Consider the following 15,659-nt stretch of genomic DNA (forward strand, 5'->3'; position numbering starts at 1 on the left):
TCGTCGATTTCAATCCGCGAGAAATCAGACGTGCGCGTTCTACTCTGGATGATTCATATCCTTGGGGCAAAGACAAGCCGCTCAAGCTAATTAAGTTTATTCGGGCATCGTTTCACGCAGAGATCCTTGCCGAATTCGAGGCAACGGGCGTGAATTTCCAATGAGCGGTGCATATCACACCGGCATTGAGCACTGGCCCGCTTCCTGCCACACCCTTCCCGAATACCCCCGCAACTCGCAATACCGATCCACCCCGGTGCACCCATGCATCGCGATGAAGCGCCATGCACCGTCCGCACCGTCGAACGAGGGCGATCTTGAACAACCGGGCATACGAAACGAGTTCGTCCCAAAGCGCGCTATGGAATCGCAAGCGGCTGCGCATGGCTGCCGATTCGCGTCGCGTGCTCGTCGCTCTCACCGAACGCGCGCTCGGCGAATCGCTCGTCTCGCTCTTCGACCTCAAGGGCTTTCCGTCGCAATACGCCGCGGACGCGTCATCGCTCAAGCGCAGCATCGGCGAATGGCGTCCGCATGCGGTGTTCGTCGATACGCGCATCGGCGGCTGCGGCAACTATGCGCTCGTGCGCGATCTGCGCAACAGCCACGATGACGACGCCGACCGCCTCATCATCGCGATGAGCGGCTTCCTGCCCGAAGAACCGCTCGCGCATCTGCGGGAAGCGGGCTACGACGGCCATTGCCGACGGCCTTGTCCCGTATGGCAGATGACCGATATCCTCGACGACTTCTTCGCGAGCCATCTCGTGCGCTGAAAGCACGCGCCAAAAGCGAAGCGGGCCGCACTCAGAGATAGCGGCCCGCTGCATCGGCAAGACAACTTACTGTGCGAAGTCGAGCGCGTTCGTCAGATCGCCCATCGGCTTGCCGCCGTTCGCGGTCAGCGCCGCGTCGCGGGCGGCGATGCCCGGCAGCGTCGGCAGCGAATAGCGCTTCGTGATGAACCGCAGGATCGACGTCGTATCGTACTGCGTATGATCGACGAATCCCTTCTTCGCATACGGCGACACGATCAGCGCCGGAATGCGTGTACCCGGGCCCCAGCGATCGCCCTTCGGCGGCGCGACGTGATCCCAGAAGCCGCCGTTTTCATCGTACGTCACGATCACGACCATGTTCTTCCACTGCGGACTGTTTTGCAGGTGCGTGATGAGATCCGCGATGTGCCGATCGCCCGATGCCACATCCGTATAACCGGCGTGCTCGTTCAGGTTGCCTTGCGGCTTGTAGAACGACACTTGCGGCAGCGTGCCCGCGTCGATCGCCTTGATGAACTCGGCGCCGTTCGTGCCGCCATCGAGCAGGTGCTGCGCGCGATTGGCCGTACCCGGCGCGAGATCGGCGAAGTAGTTGAACGGCTGATGATGCGTCTGAAAGTTCGGCACCGTATTCGGCGCACCGCCGATGACCGAGCGGTTCGCCAGCGCCGCGCCCCATGAGCCGCCATACCACGCCCAGCTCACGCCCGCTTTGTTGAGCAGGTCGCCAATGTGCGTCGATGTCTGCGGCGGCAGCGTCGTCGCGGCGGACGGATCGGCGAGCGTCGCATCGCCGCCCGATGCCGGCGCGTTGCCGCTCGGCTGGTACGGCGGCTGCATCGTGTTGACCGCGTAGAAATCGGGCGTGAGGTTGCCCGAGTTCACGTACTTCGGTGCGCCGCCGAGCGCCGACGCCGGACTATTCGATGCGAGCGTCAGCGATACGCCATCCGCATTGACGACCGAGATCGAGCCCTTCGCCACGCTCTTGTCGGCGTTCGGATACGTCGGCGTGCAGGCGCAGACGAGCCACTGGTGATTCAGGAACGAGCCGCCGAACGCGCCCATGAAGAAGTTGTCGGCGAGCGTGTATTGTTGCGCGACCTTCCACAGCGGCAGCTTCGCAGGCGGCGTGCTGTAGTGGCCCATCACGAGGCCGCCGGAATCGGCCCATGCGGCGAACTTGTCGTTCTTGCCGCCATCGATCTGCATCTGGTTCTCGTAGAAGCGGTGATACAGGTCGCGCGTCGTGACGGAAAGCGGCGTGTTGAAGCCGTTCGGATCGTCGATCGCGAAGGGCGCGTTCGGCAGATTGGCCGTCATCGCTTCGCCGATCGCGGGCGTCACGCCCGTCGCGGTCAGGCCCGACCAGATCTTCGGCAAGGTCGGCAACACGCTGCCGTCGCGATCCAACTGTTGCGCGCTCGCGGCCGTCACGTTCTGCAAGCCATTCGCGCCGGGAAAGCCGCCATAGAGATTGTCGAAGCTGCGGTTCTCCGCATAAATCACGACGACATTCTTCACCGATCCGATGTCGTCGCTGCGATGATCGTCGCCGCCGCATGCGTACAGTCCGAATGCGAGCGCCGAGGCGATCGGCGCCGCGCAAACGAGTTTCTTGTTCATTAGGCTCTCTCTTGTGTTGGGGAGCCGGCGCATGACGTGAGTCCGTCGTATCGACGAAGCATTTTGCCCGCCGGCGTGCGCAGTGTGCCGCCGCTCTTTTACGCCGGTATGTAAAGGCGCTTTCGGCGGTGTAATGTTCGCTTGACAGTTCGCCGATATGACGCAAGCGTGGCTTGTCACATAAAGGAAACATGAACGACATACGCTGCGGCATCTTCGATTACCGTCATCACGTCCATGCCTTCGATGCGTTCTTCGTTCGTTGTGTGCGCCATCACGCTCGCTGCCTTGTCCGCGGCATTGAGCGGGTGCGATTCGCGAGAGGCCAATGCAGCAACGAACCCGCCGACGCAAGCGCAATCGCGCGCCGAAGTCTTCGCGCATGTGAAGATGATGTCGTCGATCGGCGAGAAGCTGTTCTCCGATCCCGCGTTGTCGGGGTCGGGCAAGCTCGCGTGTGCGTCGTGTCATAGTCCGGGCCATGCGTTCGGCCCGCCCAATGCGCTGTCCGTGCAACTCGGCGGCAGCGACCTGCATCGGTCCGGCTTTCGGGCAGTGCCGTCGCTCAGGTATCTGCAATCGGTGCCGCAGTTCAGCGAGCATTTCCACGACTCGGACGACGAAGGCGACGAAAGCGTCGATGCCGGCCCGACCGGCGGCCTCACGTGGGATGGCCGCGTCGATCACGGGTCGGATCAGGCGCGCATCCCGTTGCTGTCGTCGTTCGAGATGGGCAGCACGCCCGCGAAGGTGGCGCAGGCGGTGAAGGCATCGGCTTATGCGGACGATTTCCGTCGGGCGTTCGGCCCGAATGTCCTCGATAGCAGCGACAAGACGTTCGCGGCCGTGCTCGCATCGCTCGAAGCATTCGAACAGACGCCGCAAAACTTCTTCCCCTACACGAGCAAATACGATGCGTTCCTCGCCGGCCGCGCGAAGCTCAACGATGCCGAGTTGCACGGGCTGCAGCTTTTCAACGACGAGAAGAAGGGCAACTGCGCGGCGTGCCATATCAGCCAGCGCGCGAAGGACGGCTCACCGCCGCAGTTCAGCGACTTCGGGCTGATCGCGATCGGCGTGCCGCGCAATCGCGCGTTGCCGGTCAACCAGGATCAGCGGTTCCACGATCTCGGCGCCTGCGGTCCCGAGCGCACGGACCTGAAGGGACGCGACGAGTTCTGCGGCCTCTTCCGCACGCCGTCGCTGCGCAACGTCGCGACACGCAAGACGTTCTTCCATAACGGCATCTATCATTCGCTCGACGACGTCGTGCGCTTCTACGCGCAGCGCGATACGAATCCCGAGAGGTTCTATCCCGTATCGAAGAAGGGCGTCGTGCGGAAGTTCGACGACCTGCCGCGCCGCTATTGGGACAACATCAACACGGAGCCGCCGTTCGATCGCAAGCGTGGCGACAAACCCGCACTCGACGATGCCGAGATCAGGGATGTCGTCGCGTTCCTCGGCACGCTCACCGACGGCTACGATCCCGCGAAAGACAAGGACTCGCAAAAGGGCACGGCGGTGCAGGACATGAAGGCCGCTGCCGACTGAGACGCCCGGGGCGTGACGCGAAAGCGCCTCATGCTATCCTCGTTGCGTTCGTGCGGCCCGCCCGCCGGACGATTCCGCAACGAGGAGATTCTTTCATGCCGATTCATCATCGAGCGCTTGCTCAAGCCTGCATCCGGACGATCGCGGCTGCCGCGCTTGCTGTATCGAGCGCAGGTGCATTCGCCGCCAACCTGGGCTTTCTGAACAACACGCCGATCACCTACATGAAGCAGCGCGATCTGCAGGCCCTCAACAAGGCCGCGCAGGTTGCGCTCGACACCAAGAAGGACGGCGAATCGCTCGACTGGAACAACGAGGGCGCGGGCAATCCGGTGCCGATCAACGGCACGGTGACGCCGCACGAGACCTTCGAAGCGGACGGCCTGCAATGCCGCAAGATCACGCTCGTCGCGCACGCGAAAGGGCAGACGCAGACCTGGACGCCGACGACCTGCAAGCAGGCCGACGGCAAGTGGAAGCTGAAGAAGCAATGACCACGACGGAAGCCCTGACGCGATGACCGGCCGCACCGTATCGTGCGGCGTGGTCATGCTGAACGCACACGGCGATGTCCTGCTGTGCCACGCCACCGAAACCACGCATTGGGACGTGCCCAAGGGCCAGGCCGATCCCGGCGAGAGCCCGCGTGACGCCGCGTTGCGCGAACTCGTCGAGGAGACGGGCATCGTGCTGTCACCGGAACGGCTCACGCATCTTAAGGATCTGGGCCGCTTCGTCTATCGGCGCGACAAGGACCTGCATCTGTTCGCCGTGCGCGTGAACGACGACGAAGTCGATCTCGCGAACTGCGTGTGCGAATCGTATTTCCCGCGTTATGGCGATGGCACGATGATCCCGGAAATGGACGCGTACCGCTGGGTGAGCCCCGCCGACGTCGACCGCTTCGCGAGCCGCAGCCTTGCGCGGCTCTTTCAGACCACGCTATCGCTTGCCGAGCTGAACGAAGCGCTCGACTGAACCGGTCTCGCGCGCGGCGGTTCAGTCGATCGTGCGGTCGTTCGGGTTGGCGAAGAGCGCCTTCATTTCCGCCGACATCGGGAATTGCAGGTTGATGCCGGCCGGCGGAATCGGCTGCATGAACCACGCTTCGTAGAGCTTCGTGGCTTCGCCGGAGCGCTGCATGTGGGCGATCACGTCATCGACGATGCGCTTGAACACGGGATCGCCCTTGCGCATCATGCAGCCATACGCTTCGTTCGCAAGCGATTCGCCCGTCACCGCGTATTCGTGGCGCGCCGGGCCCTGCTCGGCGATCTGCCCGTAAAGCAGCGGATCGTCCATCACGAACGCGACGGCGCGATCGTGCTTGAGCGCCGCGAAACCTTCGGCGTGATCGCGCGCGCTGATGATGCGCAGGTTGAGTTTCCGGTCCATCGTCATTTGCCGAAGGATGCGCTCATCGGACGTGCCCGCGGTCGTCGCGACGGTCTTGCCGGCGAGATCGGCGTAATCGCGAATGCCCGACTTGCGCTTCACCGCCATGCGGATGCCGTACTGAAAGAAGCTGTTCGAAAACGCGACGAGCGGATCGCGTTCCGCGAGATGCGCGGTCGAGCCGCATTCGAGATCGACCTGATTGTTCACCACGTAGGAGATGCGGTTCGCGGACGTGACGACCACGTGCTTCACTGCGAGATTCGGCATCTTGAGCCGCTGCTTGACCTCGTCGACCACCTTGAGCGCGATCGCATACGAGTAGCCCGTCGGCTGCTGCTTCACCATGTAGGAGAACGGAATCGACGATTCGCGCGCGCCCAGCACGATCGCCCCGTTCTCGGCAATCTTGCGCAGCGTGGCCGATGGCGGCATCTGATCGACGAGCGCCTGCGCCGATGAAATCTCCGCAGCGGTGGCGGCATGAACGGGAAGCGTCGCGAACGAGAGGGCGGTTGCGATTGCCCACGAAATGCGATGCGTTAGCAACGGGTGATGCGGCAGCTTCATGATGTTCCTCGTTTGAAGCGGCGGGGTCTTGCTCGACTTCGTTGCAGCGAGCGGACGCCGCATGGCCGTGCGGCGTCCTTCCGGCGATGCGGCCGGTGTCAGGTCCTCAGGCCGGCTTGCCCCAGCTGTCGCGCAGGCTGACGATGCGGTTGAACACCGGCTTGCCCGGCTGCGAATCCACGCGATCCGCGACGAAATAGCCGTGCCGCTCGAACTGGAAGCGGTCCTCGGGCAGCGCCTCGCGGGCGCTCGGTTCGAGATACGCGTTCACGACGCGCTTCGATTCGGGGTTGAGCGCATCCAGAAACTCCGCGCCGCCCGCGCCGGGCTGCGGCTCCTTGAACAGGCGGTCATAGATGCGCACTTCGGCGGCATAGGCCGTGGCCGCGCTGACCCAGTGGATCGTGCCCTTGACCTTGTACGCGTTGGCGCCTTCGGTGCCCGATTTGCTGTCCGGAAAGTAGTTGCAATGGACGGCGATCACGTTGCCGTTTTCGTCCTTGTCCGCGCCGGTGCATTCGACGACGAAGCCGTATTTCAGGCGCACCTTGTTGCCGGGAAAGAGGCGGAAGTAGCCCTTCGGCGGCGTTTCCTGGAAGTCTTCACGCTCGATCCACAGCTCGCGGGAGAACGGGAACGTGCGCGTGCCGCGATCCGCGTGATGCGGATGCACCGGCGCGCTGCACTCGTCGGTCTGGCCTTCCGGATAGTTATCGATGATGAGCTTGAGCGGGTCGAGCACGGCGATGGCGCGCGGCGCTTTCTCGTCGAGATCGTCGCGCAGCGCGCCTTCGAGGATGCTCATGTCGATCCACGAATCGACCTTCGTCACGCCGACACGCTCCACCATCAGCCGGATGCTTTCGGGCGTGAAGCCGCGCCGCCGCACGCCGACGATGGTCGGCATGCGCGGATCGTCCCAGCCTTCGACGTGGTTCTCCTGCACGAGCTGCAGCAGCTTGCGCTTGCTGGTGATCGCATAGGTCAGGTTGAGCCGCGAGAATTCGATTTGCTGCGGCAACGGACGCACGAACACGCCGTCATTCGCGAGTTGCACGAGGAACCAGTCGTAGAGCGGGCGATGATCTTCGAATTCGAGCGTACAGAGCGAATGCGTGATGTTTTCGAGCGCATCCGATACGCAGTGCGCGTAGTCGTACATCGGGTAAATGCACCACTTGTCGCCCGTGCGGTAGTGATGCGCGAAGCGGATGCGGTAGATCACCGGATCGCGCATGTTGAAGTTGGGCGACGCCATGTCGATCTTCGCGCGCAGCACGTGTTCGCCTTCCTTGAACTCGCCGGCCTTCATGCGGCGGAAGAGATCGAGATTCTCTTCGGGCGTGCGGTTGCGATACGGCGAGTTGATGCCCGCTTCGGTGGCGGAGCCGCGCGTCGCGCGCATTTCTTCGGCGCTCTGGCTGTCGACGTAGGCCTGGCCTTTCTCGATGAGCTTCTCGGCGAATTCGTACAGCTTGTCGTAGTAGTCGCTCGCGAAGTACTTGTGCTCGCGGCCGTCCTTGTTCCAGTCGAAGCCGAGCCACTTGACGGCATCGATGATGGAATCGACGTATTCGACGCTTTCCTTTTCGGGATTCGTGTCGTCGAAACGCAGATGGCAGACGCCGCCGTAGTCCGCGGCCAGCCCGAAGTTCACGCAGATGCTCTTCGCATGGCCGATGTGCAGATAGCCGTTCGGCTCGGGCGGAAAGCGCGTTTCGACGCGCTGCGCCCATTTGCCGGAGCGGTTGTCGTCTTCGATGATGTTGCGGATGAAATTGGATGGCGCCGGGGCGTCGTTGCGATCGGTGTTCATGCGAAAAAGAGTGCCAACGTGTTGCTGCGTGGGGATCGGTTCGGGAAACGTTCCTCGCGGCCGGAACGCGTTCGAATGCGTTGAATATCGGGACGATTCTACCTTACGCAACCGTGCCGGGCTTGCTTGCGGCGTCGGCTGCGCGAGGGGTGCAGGTGTCGATCGTAACGACGGTAACGGGACGTAAATCGGCTTGTGGGCGGCGTTCGGGAAATTTTATGATCGCCTCGCCACGTGCGATTCCGGCGGCTTATGAAGCGCCGGGCGCAGGACACAAGACATCACAACGACAACAGAAGGATTCGACCATGAAGAAGATCGCCATTACGACCATGAAGCTCGCGGCTGCGGCCGCCCTCGTTTCGAGCCTCGCAGCGTGCTCGGGATTGTCGCGCCAGCAGGCTCACGCGGCTATCGGCGCGGGCGCGGGCGGCGCGCTCGGCTATGTGCTGACGGGCGGGCCCGTGGGGACTATCGCCGGAGCGGCGGCGGGCGGGCTGATCGGGGCGGGGACGCGGTAAGTCGCGCGATATCGATGCGCTCCGGCATCCAGCAACGCCAGCGCATCTTCCAAAGCCTCAAATCACCTTCCCCTCCCGCAACTGCGCGATCCGCGCCTCGTCATACCCCAGCACACCGGAAAGCACGCTGACCGTGTGTTCTCCGAGCATCGGCGGATGCGTGCGCGCTTCGGGCGGCGTCGCGCTCATCTTGATCGGATTCGCGACGAGCTTCACCGCGCCCGCTTCCGGATGCGGCAAATCGATCTGCATCTCACGCGCGATCACCTGAGGATCGTCGAACACTTCGCCGAGATCGTTGATCGGCCCGCAAGGCACGCCCGCCGCTTCCAGCGCCGCGAGCCATTCGTGCTTGCCGCGCGTGCGGACCATGTCCGCAAGGATCGGCACGAGCGCATCGCGATTGCGCACGCGCGACGGATTCGCGGCGAAGCGCGCATCGTCGGCGAGTTCCGCCCGTCCGCCGGCTTCCACGAACTTGCGGAACTGGCCATCGTTGCCCACGGCGACGATGATCCATCCATCGCTCGCCTGAAACGTCTGATACGGCACGATGTTCGGATGCGCGTTGCCCCAGCGCACCGGCGGCTTGCCGCTCGCCAGAAAGTTCGTGTTCATGTTGGCGAGCATCGCGACCTGCACATCGAGCAGCGCCATATCGATGTATTGCCCTTCGCCCGTCCGGTCGCGATGCGCGAGCGCCGCGAGCACGCCGACCGTCGCATACATGCCGGTCATCAGGTCCGCAATCGCGACGCCGGCTTTCTGCGGCCCGCCGCCTGGCTGGCCGTCGCGCTCGCCGGTGATGCTCATGAATCCGCCGATGCCCTGGATGATGAAGTCATAGCCCGCCCGCTGCGCATACGGCCCGGTCTGCCCGAAGCCCGTCACCGAGCAATAGACGATGTCCGGCTTCACGCGCTTGAGCGACTCGTAGTCGAGCCCGTACTTCTTCAGTTGACCGACCTTGTAGTTCTCGAGCACGACATCGCTGTGCGCAGCCAGTTCGCGGACGATCTGCTGTCCCTGCGGCGTGGCGATGTCGACCGTCACCGAACGCTTGTTGCGGTTCGCCGCGAGGTAATACGCGGCTTCGCGGGTGTCGTCGCCATCGGGGGTCTTCAGGTACGGCGGACCCCAGTGGCGAGTGTCGTCGCCGGTTTGCGGCCGCTCGATCTTGATGACGTCCGCGCCGAGGTCGCTCAGCGTCTGGGCGCACCACGGACCCGCCAGCACGCGGGTCAGGTCCAGTACGCGGATGTGGCTTAGGGCTCCCACAGGCTTTGTCTCCGGTTTTTTTTGAAGGCTCGACGTTCCTCGAACGGGCCAGGTGCAAGCTTAACGCAGCAGCGTCGCCGGGCGCGGTGGCGACGGGCCGATCCCGTATAATCAAAAACTTACTTTTAGTCTTGCCGAAAGGCCCCGATACGGCCTCCGGAAAGGCTTCGTCAGAAAACCAGCAGAACGCAAAAAGCCCCGTACGCCATGAAAGCCGCCGAAATACGCGAGAAATTCCTGAAGTTTTTCGAATCGAAGGGTCACACGATCGTCCGCTCGTCGAGCCTCGTGCCGGGCAACGACCCGACGCTGCTTTTCACCAACTCGGGCATGGTCCAGTTCAAGGACGTGTTCCTCGGCGCGGAGTCGCGGCCCTATTCGCGCGCGACCACCGCGCAGCGCAGCGTGCGTGCGGGCGGCAAGCACAACGACCTCGAGAACGTCGGCTACACCGCGCGTCATCACACGTTCTTCGAGATGCTCGGCAACTTCTCGTTCGGCGACTACTTCAAGCGCGACGCCATCCATTATTGCTGGGAGCTGTTGACGAAGGTCTACATGCTGCCGGCCGAAAAGCTCACCGTCACCGTCTATCAGGAAGACGACGAGGCCTTCGACATCTGGGCGAAGGAAATCGGCGTGCCGGTCGAGCGCATCATCCGTATCGGCGACAACAAGGGCGCGCGCTACGCCTCCGACAACTTTTGGCAGATGGCCGACACCGGCCCGTGCGGTCCGTGCTCCGAAGTGTTTTACGACCACGGCCCGGAAATCTGGGGCGGCCCGCCGGGGTCTCCCGAAGAGGACGGCGACCGCTTCATCGAGATCTGGAATCTCGTGTTCATGCAGTTCAACCGCGACGCCCAGGGCCACATGACGCCGCTGCCCAAGCAGTGCGTCGATACCGGCATGGGCCTCGAACGCCTCGCGGCAGTGCTGCAGCACGTGCACAGCAACTACGAGATCGATCTGTTTCAGACGCTCATCAAGGCCGCCGCGCGCGAAACGAATACCCCCGACCTCGAAAACAACTCGCTCAAGGTCATCGCCGACCATATCCGCGCGTGCTCGTTCCTGATCGTCGACGGCGTGATCCCCGGCAACGAAGGCCGCGGCTATGTGCTGCGCCGTATCGTGCGCCGCGCGATCCGCCACGGCTACAAGCTCGGCAAGAAGGGCGCGTTCTTCCACAAGCTCGTGGCGGACCTCGTCGCTGAAATGGGCGCGGCGTATCCCGAACTGACGGACGCCCAGCAGCGCGTCACCGATGTGCTCCGTCAGGAAGAAGAACGCTTCTTCGAGACGATCGAGCACGGCATGTCGATCCTCGAAGGCGAACTCGCGGAGCTCGAAAAGCAGGGCGTGAAGCAGCTGGACGGCGAACTCGCGTTCAAGCTGCACGACACGTACGGCTTTCCGCTCGACCTGACAGCGGACGTGTGCCGCGAGCGCGGCGTGACCGTCGACGAACCCGCATTCGACGACGCGATGGCCCGCCAGCGCGACCAGGCTCGCGCGGCCGGCAAGTTCAAGCTCGCGGCGGGGCTGGAATACTCCGGCGCGAAGACCACGTTCCACGGTTACGAGAAGGACATTTTCGACGACGCGAAGATCGTCGCGATTTATGTCGAAGGCGCATCGGTTCAGCAGGCGGAAGCGGGACAACAAGCGGTCGTCGTGCTGGATCACACGCCGTTTTACGCGGAATCCGGCGGTCAGGCGGGCGATCAGGGCGTGCTCGTCAATGCCGCGACGCGCTTCGAAGTGGCCGACACGCTGAAGGTGCAAGCCGATGTCGTCGGTCATCACGGCACGGTCGCTCAAGGCACGCTCAAGGTCGGCGACGTCGTGAAGGCGCAGATCGACGCCATCCGCCGCGCCCGCACCGCGCGCAATCACTCGGCCACGCACCTGATGCACAAGGCGCTGCGCGAAGTGCTCGGCGGCCACGTGCAGCAAAAAGGCTCGCTCGTCGATGCCGACAAGACCCGCTTCGACTTCGCGCACAACGCGCCGATGACGGACGACGAAATTCGCCGCGTCGAGGAAATCGTCAATGCGGAAATCATCGCGAATGCGCCGGGCGTGGTTCGCGTGATGCCCTACGACGAAGCGGTGAAGGGCGGCGCAATGGCGCTCTTCGGCGAGAAGTACGGCGACACCGTGCGCGTGCTCGACCTCGGCTTCTCGCGCGAACTGTGCGGCGGCACGCATGTGCAGCGCACCGGCGACATCGGCTTTTTCAAGATCGTGATGGAAGGCGGCGTGGCGGCGGGCATTCGCCGCGTCGAAGCCATCACCGGCGACAACGCCGTGCGCTACGTGCAGGAACTCGACGCGCGCATCAACGCCGCCGCGAACGTGCTGAAGGCGCAGCCGGCCGAACTGACGCAGCGCATCGCGCAGGTTCAGGAGCACGTGAAGTCGCTGGAGAAGGAACTGTCCGCGCTCAAGTCGAAGCTGGCGTCGAGCCAGGGCGAAGAACTCGTCTCTCAAGCCGTCGACATTGCCGGCGTGCAGGTTCTCGCCGCGCAACTCGAGGGCGCCGACGTGAAGACGCTGCGCGAAACCGTCGACAAGCTGAAGGACAAGCTGAAGAGCGCGGCTATCGTGCTCGCTTCGGTCGACGGCGGCAAGGTCAGCCTGATCGCGGGCGTCACGCCGGATGCATCGAAGAAGGTGAAGGCGGGCGAACTCGTCAACTTCGTCGCGCAGCAAGTGGGCGGCAAGGGCGGCGGACGTCCCGACATGGCGCAAGCAGGCGGCACGGAACCGTCGAAGCTGCCGGCGGCGCTCGCCGGCGTGACGGGCTGGGTGCAGCAGCAGCTCTGAGCATCGCTCAAGCGTCGAGCGCAATGAAGCGGCCCGGTCGGCTTACGTCGACCGGGCCGTTTTCATTACAGCTTGTCAGGCACATCGCGTGCAAGTCGTGCTTCATCACCAACGACGAAAGGAGATGAACCATGAATCGCAAGATCGCATCGATGCTGCTCGCCGCCACGATGATCACCGCAACCGGGGCGGCACAAGCGAAGGGCTGTCTCGAAGGCGCGGCGGTAGGCGGCGTCGCGGGTCACGTGGCCGGCAAGCACGGCACGGCAGGCGCGGTCGGCGGCTGCGCGATCGGCCATCACGAAGCGAACAAGAAGGAAAAGAAGGCGCAGCAAGCCGCGGCGGCAAGCGCTCCGGCAGCGAAGTAACACCGACAGGCAGCGCGGTCCCATGCAGCGTGACCGCGCGGCCAACCGCTAGAATGGCCGGCAATTCCCGGCGCGAGCCTCACCCATGCGCCTGAGTCAACAGCCATCACAGCGATCTCATGACAGCGCCCACGCATCTCACGCAGCACTTCGCTTCCGACAACTACGCCGGCATCTGTCCCGAAGCGCTCGCCGCGCTCGTCGAGGCCAACACGAGCGGTCACGAACCCGCATATGGCGACGATTCCTGGACCGCGCGCGTCTGCGACCGCATCCGCGAACTGTTCCAGACCGACTGCGAAGTCTTCTTCGTCTTCAACGGCACGGCGGCCAATTCGCTCGCGCTCGCGTCGCTGTGTCAGTCGTATCACTCGGTCATTTGTCACGAGCTCGCGCATATCGAAACGGACGAATGCGGCGGCCCCGAGTTCTTTTCCGGCGGCTCGAAACTGCTGACCGCGAAGGGCGAGAACGGCAAGCTCACGCCCGACGCAATCGAAGAACTCGTCACGAAGCGCGCCGATATTCACTATCCGAAGCCGAAGGTCGTCGCGCTCACGCAGGCAACCGAGGTCGGCACGGTCTATACGGTCGAGGAAGTGCGCGCGATCGCGGCAATCGCGAAGCGCCGGCATCTGAAGGTGCACATGGATGGCGCGCGGTTCGCGAATGCGGTGGCGACACTGAACGTGCATCCCTCGGAGATCACCTGGCGCGCGGGCGTCGACGTGCTGTGCTTCGGCGGCACGAAAAACGGCTTGCCGGTCGGCGAGGCGGTCGTGTTCTTCGACAAGGCGCTCGCCGCCGATTTCGCGTATCGCCTGAAGCAGGCGGGGCAACTCGCGTCGAAGATGCGCTTCATCTCCGCACCGTGGCTCGGCTTGCTCGATGACGACGTCTGGTTGCGCAACGCGCGCCATTCCAACGCGATGGCGCAACTGATGGCCGAGCGCCTCGCCGGTATCCCCGGCGTCAACGTGCTCTTCAAGCCGCAGTCGAACGCGGTGTTCGCGGAACTGCCGCCGCACGTTTCGGCGGGATTGCGCGCGAAGGGCTGGCGCTTCTATCAGTTCATCGGCTCGGGCGGTTGCCGTCTGATGTGCGCGTGGGATACGGCGCAAGAGACCGTCGAGCGTTTCACCGACGAAGTGCGCGCGCTCGCCGCGCGTTGAGCGCGCGTTGCCCCGTCCCGCGCCGATCCCCGATTGACACGCGCGCCGCGCGGCTCCTAACATGGCCGCACCATCCACCCTGCGTTTGGAATCGTCGTCCGCCATGGCCTTTATCTTCTACCTGACGCACATTCATCTCGGCTATGACTCGCTCGCGATGCTGCAAGGCGAATGCGAGCGCATCGGCATCAAGCGGCCGCTCGTCATCACGGACAAGGGCGTGGCGGCGGCGGGGCTGGCGGCGCGCGTCGTCGAAAGCGCGAAGCTCGGCGCGCTGCCCGTGTTCGACGATACCCCCTCGAATCCGACCGAAGCGATGGTCCTGCAGGCCGCTGAGCAATACAAACGCGAAGGCTGCGACGGGCTGATCGCGGTCGGCGGCGGATCGTCGATCGATCTGGCGAAGGGCGTGGCCATCGCCGCGACGCACGACGAGCCGCTCACGGCCTACGCGACGATCGAAGGCGGCAGCGGCAAGATCACCGAGCGCGCCGCGCCGCTGATCGCGGTGCCGACCACATCGGGTACGGGCAGCGAAGTGGCGCGCGGCGCGATCATCATCCTGAACGACGGGCGCAAGCTCGGCTTTCACTCGTGGCATCTGCTGCCCAAGTCGGCCATCTGCGATCCCGCGCTGACGCTTGGCCTGCCGCCCGGCCTGACCGCCGCAACCGGCATGGACGCGATCGCCCATTGCATCGAAACGTTTCTCGCGCCCGCGTTCAATCCGCCCGCCGACGGCATCGCGCTCGACGGCCTCGAGCGTGCGTGGGCGAACATCGAGCGCGCGACGCAAGACGGTCAGGACCGCGACGCGCGTCTCGCCATGATGTCGGCATCCATGCAGGGCGCGATGGCGTTTCAAAAGGGCCTCGGCTGCGTGCATTCGCTGTCGCATCCGCTGGGCGGTCTCGCGGTGAACGGGCGCACCTCGCTGCATCACGGCACGCTCAACGCGGTCGTGCTGCCCGCCGTGCTGCGCTTCAACGAAAGCGCGCCGACGGTGGTGGCCGAGCGGCGCTTCGCACGCATGCGCCGCGTGATGAATCTCGCCGATGACGCCGATGTCGCGCAAGCCGTGCACGACATGACCGAGCGCCTCGGCCTGCCGACGCGTCTGTCGCAAATGGGCGTCGATGCGACCATGTTCGACAAGGTCGTGAAGGGCGCGCTCGCGGATCACTGTCACAAGACGAATCCGCGCGAGGCGAGCGCCGAGGACTATCGGCGCATGCTGACGGAGTCGCTCTGAACGATGACCAAGCCGGTTCGGACCACGCGGGCGGACTATCCGCATTTTCTGTCGATCAGCACGCGCTGGTCCGATAACGACGTCTACGGGCATGTGAACAACGTCGTCTATTACAGCTACTTCGATACGGTCGTAAACGAGTATCTGCTGCGCGCGGGCGTGCTCGATTTCACCGAGGGCGAGACGATCGGCCTGGTGGTCGAGACGCGCTGCAACTTCTTCGCATCGGTCGTGTTTCCGCAGCGTATCGACGCGGGCTTGCGGGTGGAAAAGCTCGGCAACACGAGCGTGCGCTACGAAGTCGCGATTTTCGCGGAAGACTCCGATCAAGCGGCCGCGCAAGGGCATTTCGTGCATGTGTACGTCGATCGCGAGACGCGCCGTCCGGTGCCGTTGCCCGCGCCGCTCGTCGATGCGTTGAAGCCGCTCGTCAACGCTTGAGGGCTTCGTCTTGCTTCAGTGGTTCATCGTCAGCCTGCTGAACGGCGTGAGCGTC

General features: G+C 64.0%; 14 protein-coding genes. 10 read left to right on the plus strand and 4 right to left on the minus strand.

Going from position 1 to position 15,659, the window contains the following annotated elements:
* The first annotated feature begins 317 nt into the window (after positions 1 to 317).
* Entirely contained in the window at positions 318 to 776 is a 459-nt protein-coding gene (locus P9220_RS08515) for a response regulator (RefSeq protein WP_309764448.1), read from the plus strand.
* A gap of 66 nt (positions 777 to 842) precedes the next feature.
* Here the strand turns inward: P9220_RS08515 and P9220_RS08520 are convergent, their stop codons facing one another.
* Positions 843 to 2,405, minus strand: coding sequence for an acid phosphatase (locus P9220_RS08520; RefSeq protein ID WP_309764449.1), 1,563 nt, complete (start codon positions 2,403 to 2,405; stop codon positions 843 to 845).
* Positions 2,406 to 2,642: 237 nt separating this feature from the next.
* Here P9220_RS08520 and P9220_RS08525 point away from each other — a divergent pair, with 237 nt between their 5' ends.
* The 3 genes from P9220_RS08525 to P9220_RS08535 all read left to right on the plus strand — a co-directional run bounded on the left by P9220_RS08525 (position 2,643) and on the right by P9220_RS08535 (position 4,937).
* Positions 2,643 to 3,959, plus strand: a complete 1,317-nt coding sequence (locus P9220_RS08525) for a cytochrome c peroxidase (protein WP_309764450.1) — start codon at positions 2,643 to 2,645, stop codon at positions 3,957 to 3,959.
* A 95-nt stretch (positions 3,960 to 4,054) separates the two neighbouring features.
* Positions 4,055 to 4,453, plus strand: a complete 399-nt coding sequence (locus P9220_RS08530) for an RT0821/Lpp0805 family surface protein (RefSeq protein ID WP_309764452.1) — start codon at positions 4,055 to 4,057, stop codon at positions 4,451 to 4,453.
* A gap of 22 nt (positions 4,454 to 4,475) precedes the next feature.
* Positions 4,476 to 4,937: an NUDIX hydrolase gene (locus P9220_RS08535; RefSeq protein WP_309764453.1), complete on the plus strand. Its 462-nt coding sequence runs from the start codon at positions 4,476 to 4,478 to the stop codon at positions 4,935 to 4,937.
* Positions 4,938 to 4,958: 21 nt separating this feature from the next.
* On the opposite strand, the gene P9220_RS08540 is transcribed toward P9220_RS08535, so the two are convergent.
* Together P9220_RS08540 and P9220_RS08545 are read right to left on the minus strand one after the other, a co-directional pair.
* Entirely contained in the window at positions 4,959 to 5,924 is a 966-nt protein-coding gene (locus tag P9220_RS08540; RefSeq protein WP_309764454.1) for a transporter substrate-binding domain-containing protein, read from the minus strand.
* A 106-nt stretch (positions 5,925 to 6,030) separates the two neighbouring features.
* Positions 6,031 to 7,740: a glutamine--tRNA ligase/YqeY domain fusion protein gene (locus P9220_RS08545; protein ID WP_309764455.1), complete on the minus strand. Its 1,710-nt coding sequence runs from the start codon at positions 7,738 to 7,740 to the stop codon at positions 6,031 to 6,033.
* A gap of 308 nt (positions 7,741 to 8,048) precedes the next feature.
* On the opposite strand from P9220_RS08545, the gene P9220_RS08550 reads away from it, so the two are divergent.
* A complete protein-coding gene (locus P9220_RS08550) occupies positions 8,049 to 8,261 on the plus strand; it encodes a hypothetical protein (protein ID WP_035959522.1) in 213 nt (70 codons plus the stop codon).
* Between the two features lie 57 nt (positions 8,262 to 8,318).
* Here P9220_RS08550 and P9220_RS08555 read toward each other — a convergent pair whose 3' ends face one another.
* Positions 8,319 to 9,539 carry a CaiB/BaiF CoA-transferase family protein gene (locus P9220_RS08555; RefSeq protein ID WP_309764456.1) on the minus strand — a complete coding sequence of 407 codons (1,221 nt, stop codon included), beginning with the start codon at positions 9,537 to 9,539 and terminating at the stop codon, positions 8,319 to 8,321.
* A gap of 207 nt (positions 9,540 to 9,746) precedes the next feature.
* Between P9220_RS08555 and alaS the strand changes: the two genes are divergently transcribed.
* From alaS to P9220_RS08580, 5 genes are all read left to right on the plus strand, one after another.
* Positions 9,747 to 12,371, plus strand: a complete 2,625-nt coding sequence (alaS, locus tag P9220_RS08560) for an alanine--tRNA ligase (RefSeq protein ID WP_309764457.1) — start codon at positions 9,747 to 9,749, stop codon at positions 12,369 to 12,371.
* A 131-nt stretch (positions 12,372 to 12,502) separates the two neighbouring features.
* Positions 12,503 to 12,739: a hypothetical protein gene (locus tag P9220_RS08565; RefSeq protein WP_309764458.1), complete on the plus strand. Its 237-nt coding sequence runs from the start codon at positions 12,503 to 12,505 to the stop codon at positions 12,737 to 12,739.
* A 119-nt stretch (positions 12,740 to 12,858) separates the two neighbouring features.
* Positions 12,859 to 13,911, plus strand: a complete 1,053-nt coding sequence (locus tag P9220_RS08570; protein ID WP_309764459.1) for a low specificity L-threonine aldolase — start codon at positions 12,859 to 12,861, stop codon at positions 13,909 to 13,911.
* A gap of 103 nt (positions 13,912 to 14,014) precedes the next feature.
* Entirely contained in the window at positions 14,015 to 15,163 is a 1,149-nt protein-coding gene (locus P9220_RS08575; RefSeq protein WP_309764460.1) for an iron-containing alcohol dehydrogenase, read from the plus strand.
* A 3-nt stretch (positions 15,164 to 15,166) separates the two neighbouring features.
* Complete coding sequence (locus P9220_RS08580) at positions 15,167 to 15,604, plus strand: thioesterase family protein (protein WP_309764461.1); 438 nt, start codon at positions 15,167 to 15,169, stop codon at positions 15,602 to 15,604.
* Positions 15,605 to 15,659 lie beyond the last annotated feature (55 nt).

It is taken from the genome of Caballeronia sp. LZ016, assembly GCF_031450805.1.
Classification (GTDB): domain Bacteria; phylum Pseudomonadota; class Gammaproteobacteria; order Burkholderiales; family Burkholderiaceae; genus Caballeronia.

Coding starts and splice junctions, on each gene's coding strand:
- P9220_RS08520 (WP_309764449.1), bottom strand. CDS start 2,405: ATGAACAAGAAACTCGTTTGCGCGGCGCCGATCGCCTCGGCGCTCGCA.
- P9220_RS08525 (WP_309764450.1), top strand. CDS start 2,643: ATGCCTTCGATGCGTTCTTCGTTCGTTGTGTGCGCCATCACGCTCGCT.
- P9220_RS08530 (WP_309764452.1), top strand. CDS start 4,055: ATGCCGATTCATCATCGAGCGCTTGCTCAAGCCTGCATCCGGACGATC.
- P9220_RS08535 (WP_309764453.1), top strand. CDS start 4,476: ATGACCGGCCGCACCGTATCGTGCGGCGTGGTCATGCTGAACGCACAC.
- P9220_RS08540 (WP_309764454.1), bottom strand. CDS start 5,924: ATGAAGCTGCCGCATCACCCGTTGCTAACGCATCGCATTTCGTGGGCA.
- P9220_RS08545 (WP_309764455.1), bottom strand. CDS start 7,740: ATGAACACCGATCGCAACGACGCCCCGGCGCCATCCAATTTCATCCGC.
- P9220_RS08550 (WP_035959522.1), top strand. CDS start 8,049: ATGAAGAAGATCGCCATTACGACCATGAAGCTCGCGGCTGCGGCCGCC.
- alaS (WP_309764457.1), top strand. CDS start 9,747: ATGAAAGCCGCCGAAATACGCGAGAAATTCCTGAAGTTTTTCGAATCG.
- P9220_RS08565 (WP_309764458.1), top strand. CDS start 12,503: ATGAATCGCAAGATCGCATCGATGCTGCTCGCCGCCACGATGATCACC.
- P9220_RS08570 (WP_309764459.1), top strand. CDS start 12,859: ATGACAGCGCCCACGCATCTCACGCAGCACTTCGCTTCCGACAACTAC.
- P9220_RS08575 (WP_309764460.1), top strand. CDS start 14,015: ATGGCCTTTATCTTCTACCTGACGCACATTCATCTCGGCTATGACTCG.
- P9220_RS08580 (WP_309764461.1), top strand. CDS start 15,167: ATGACCAAGCCGGTTCGGACCACGCGGGCGGACTATCCGCATTTTCTG.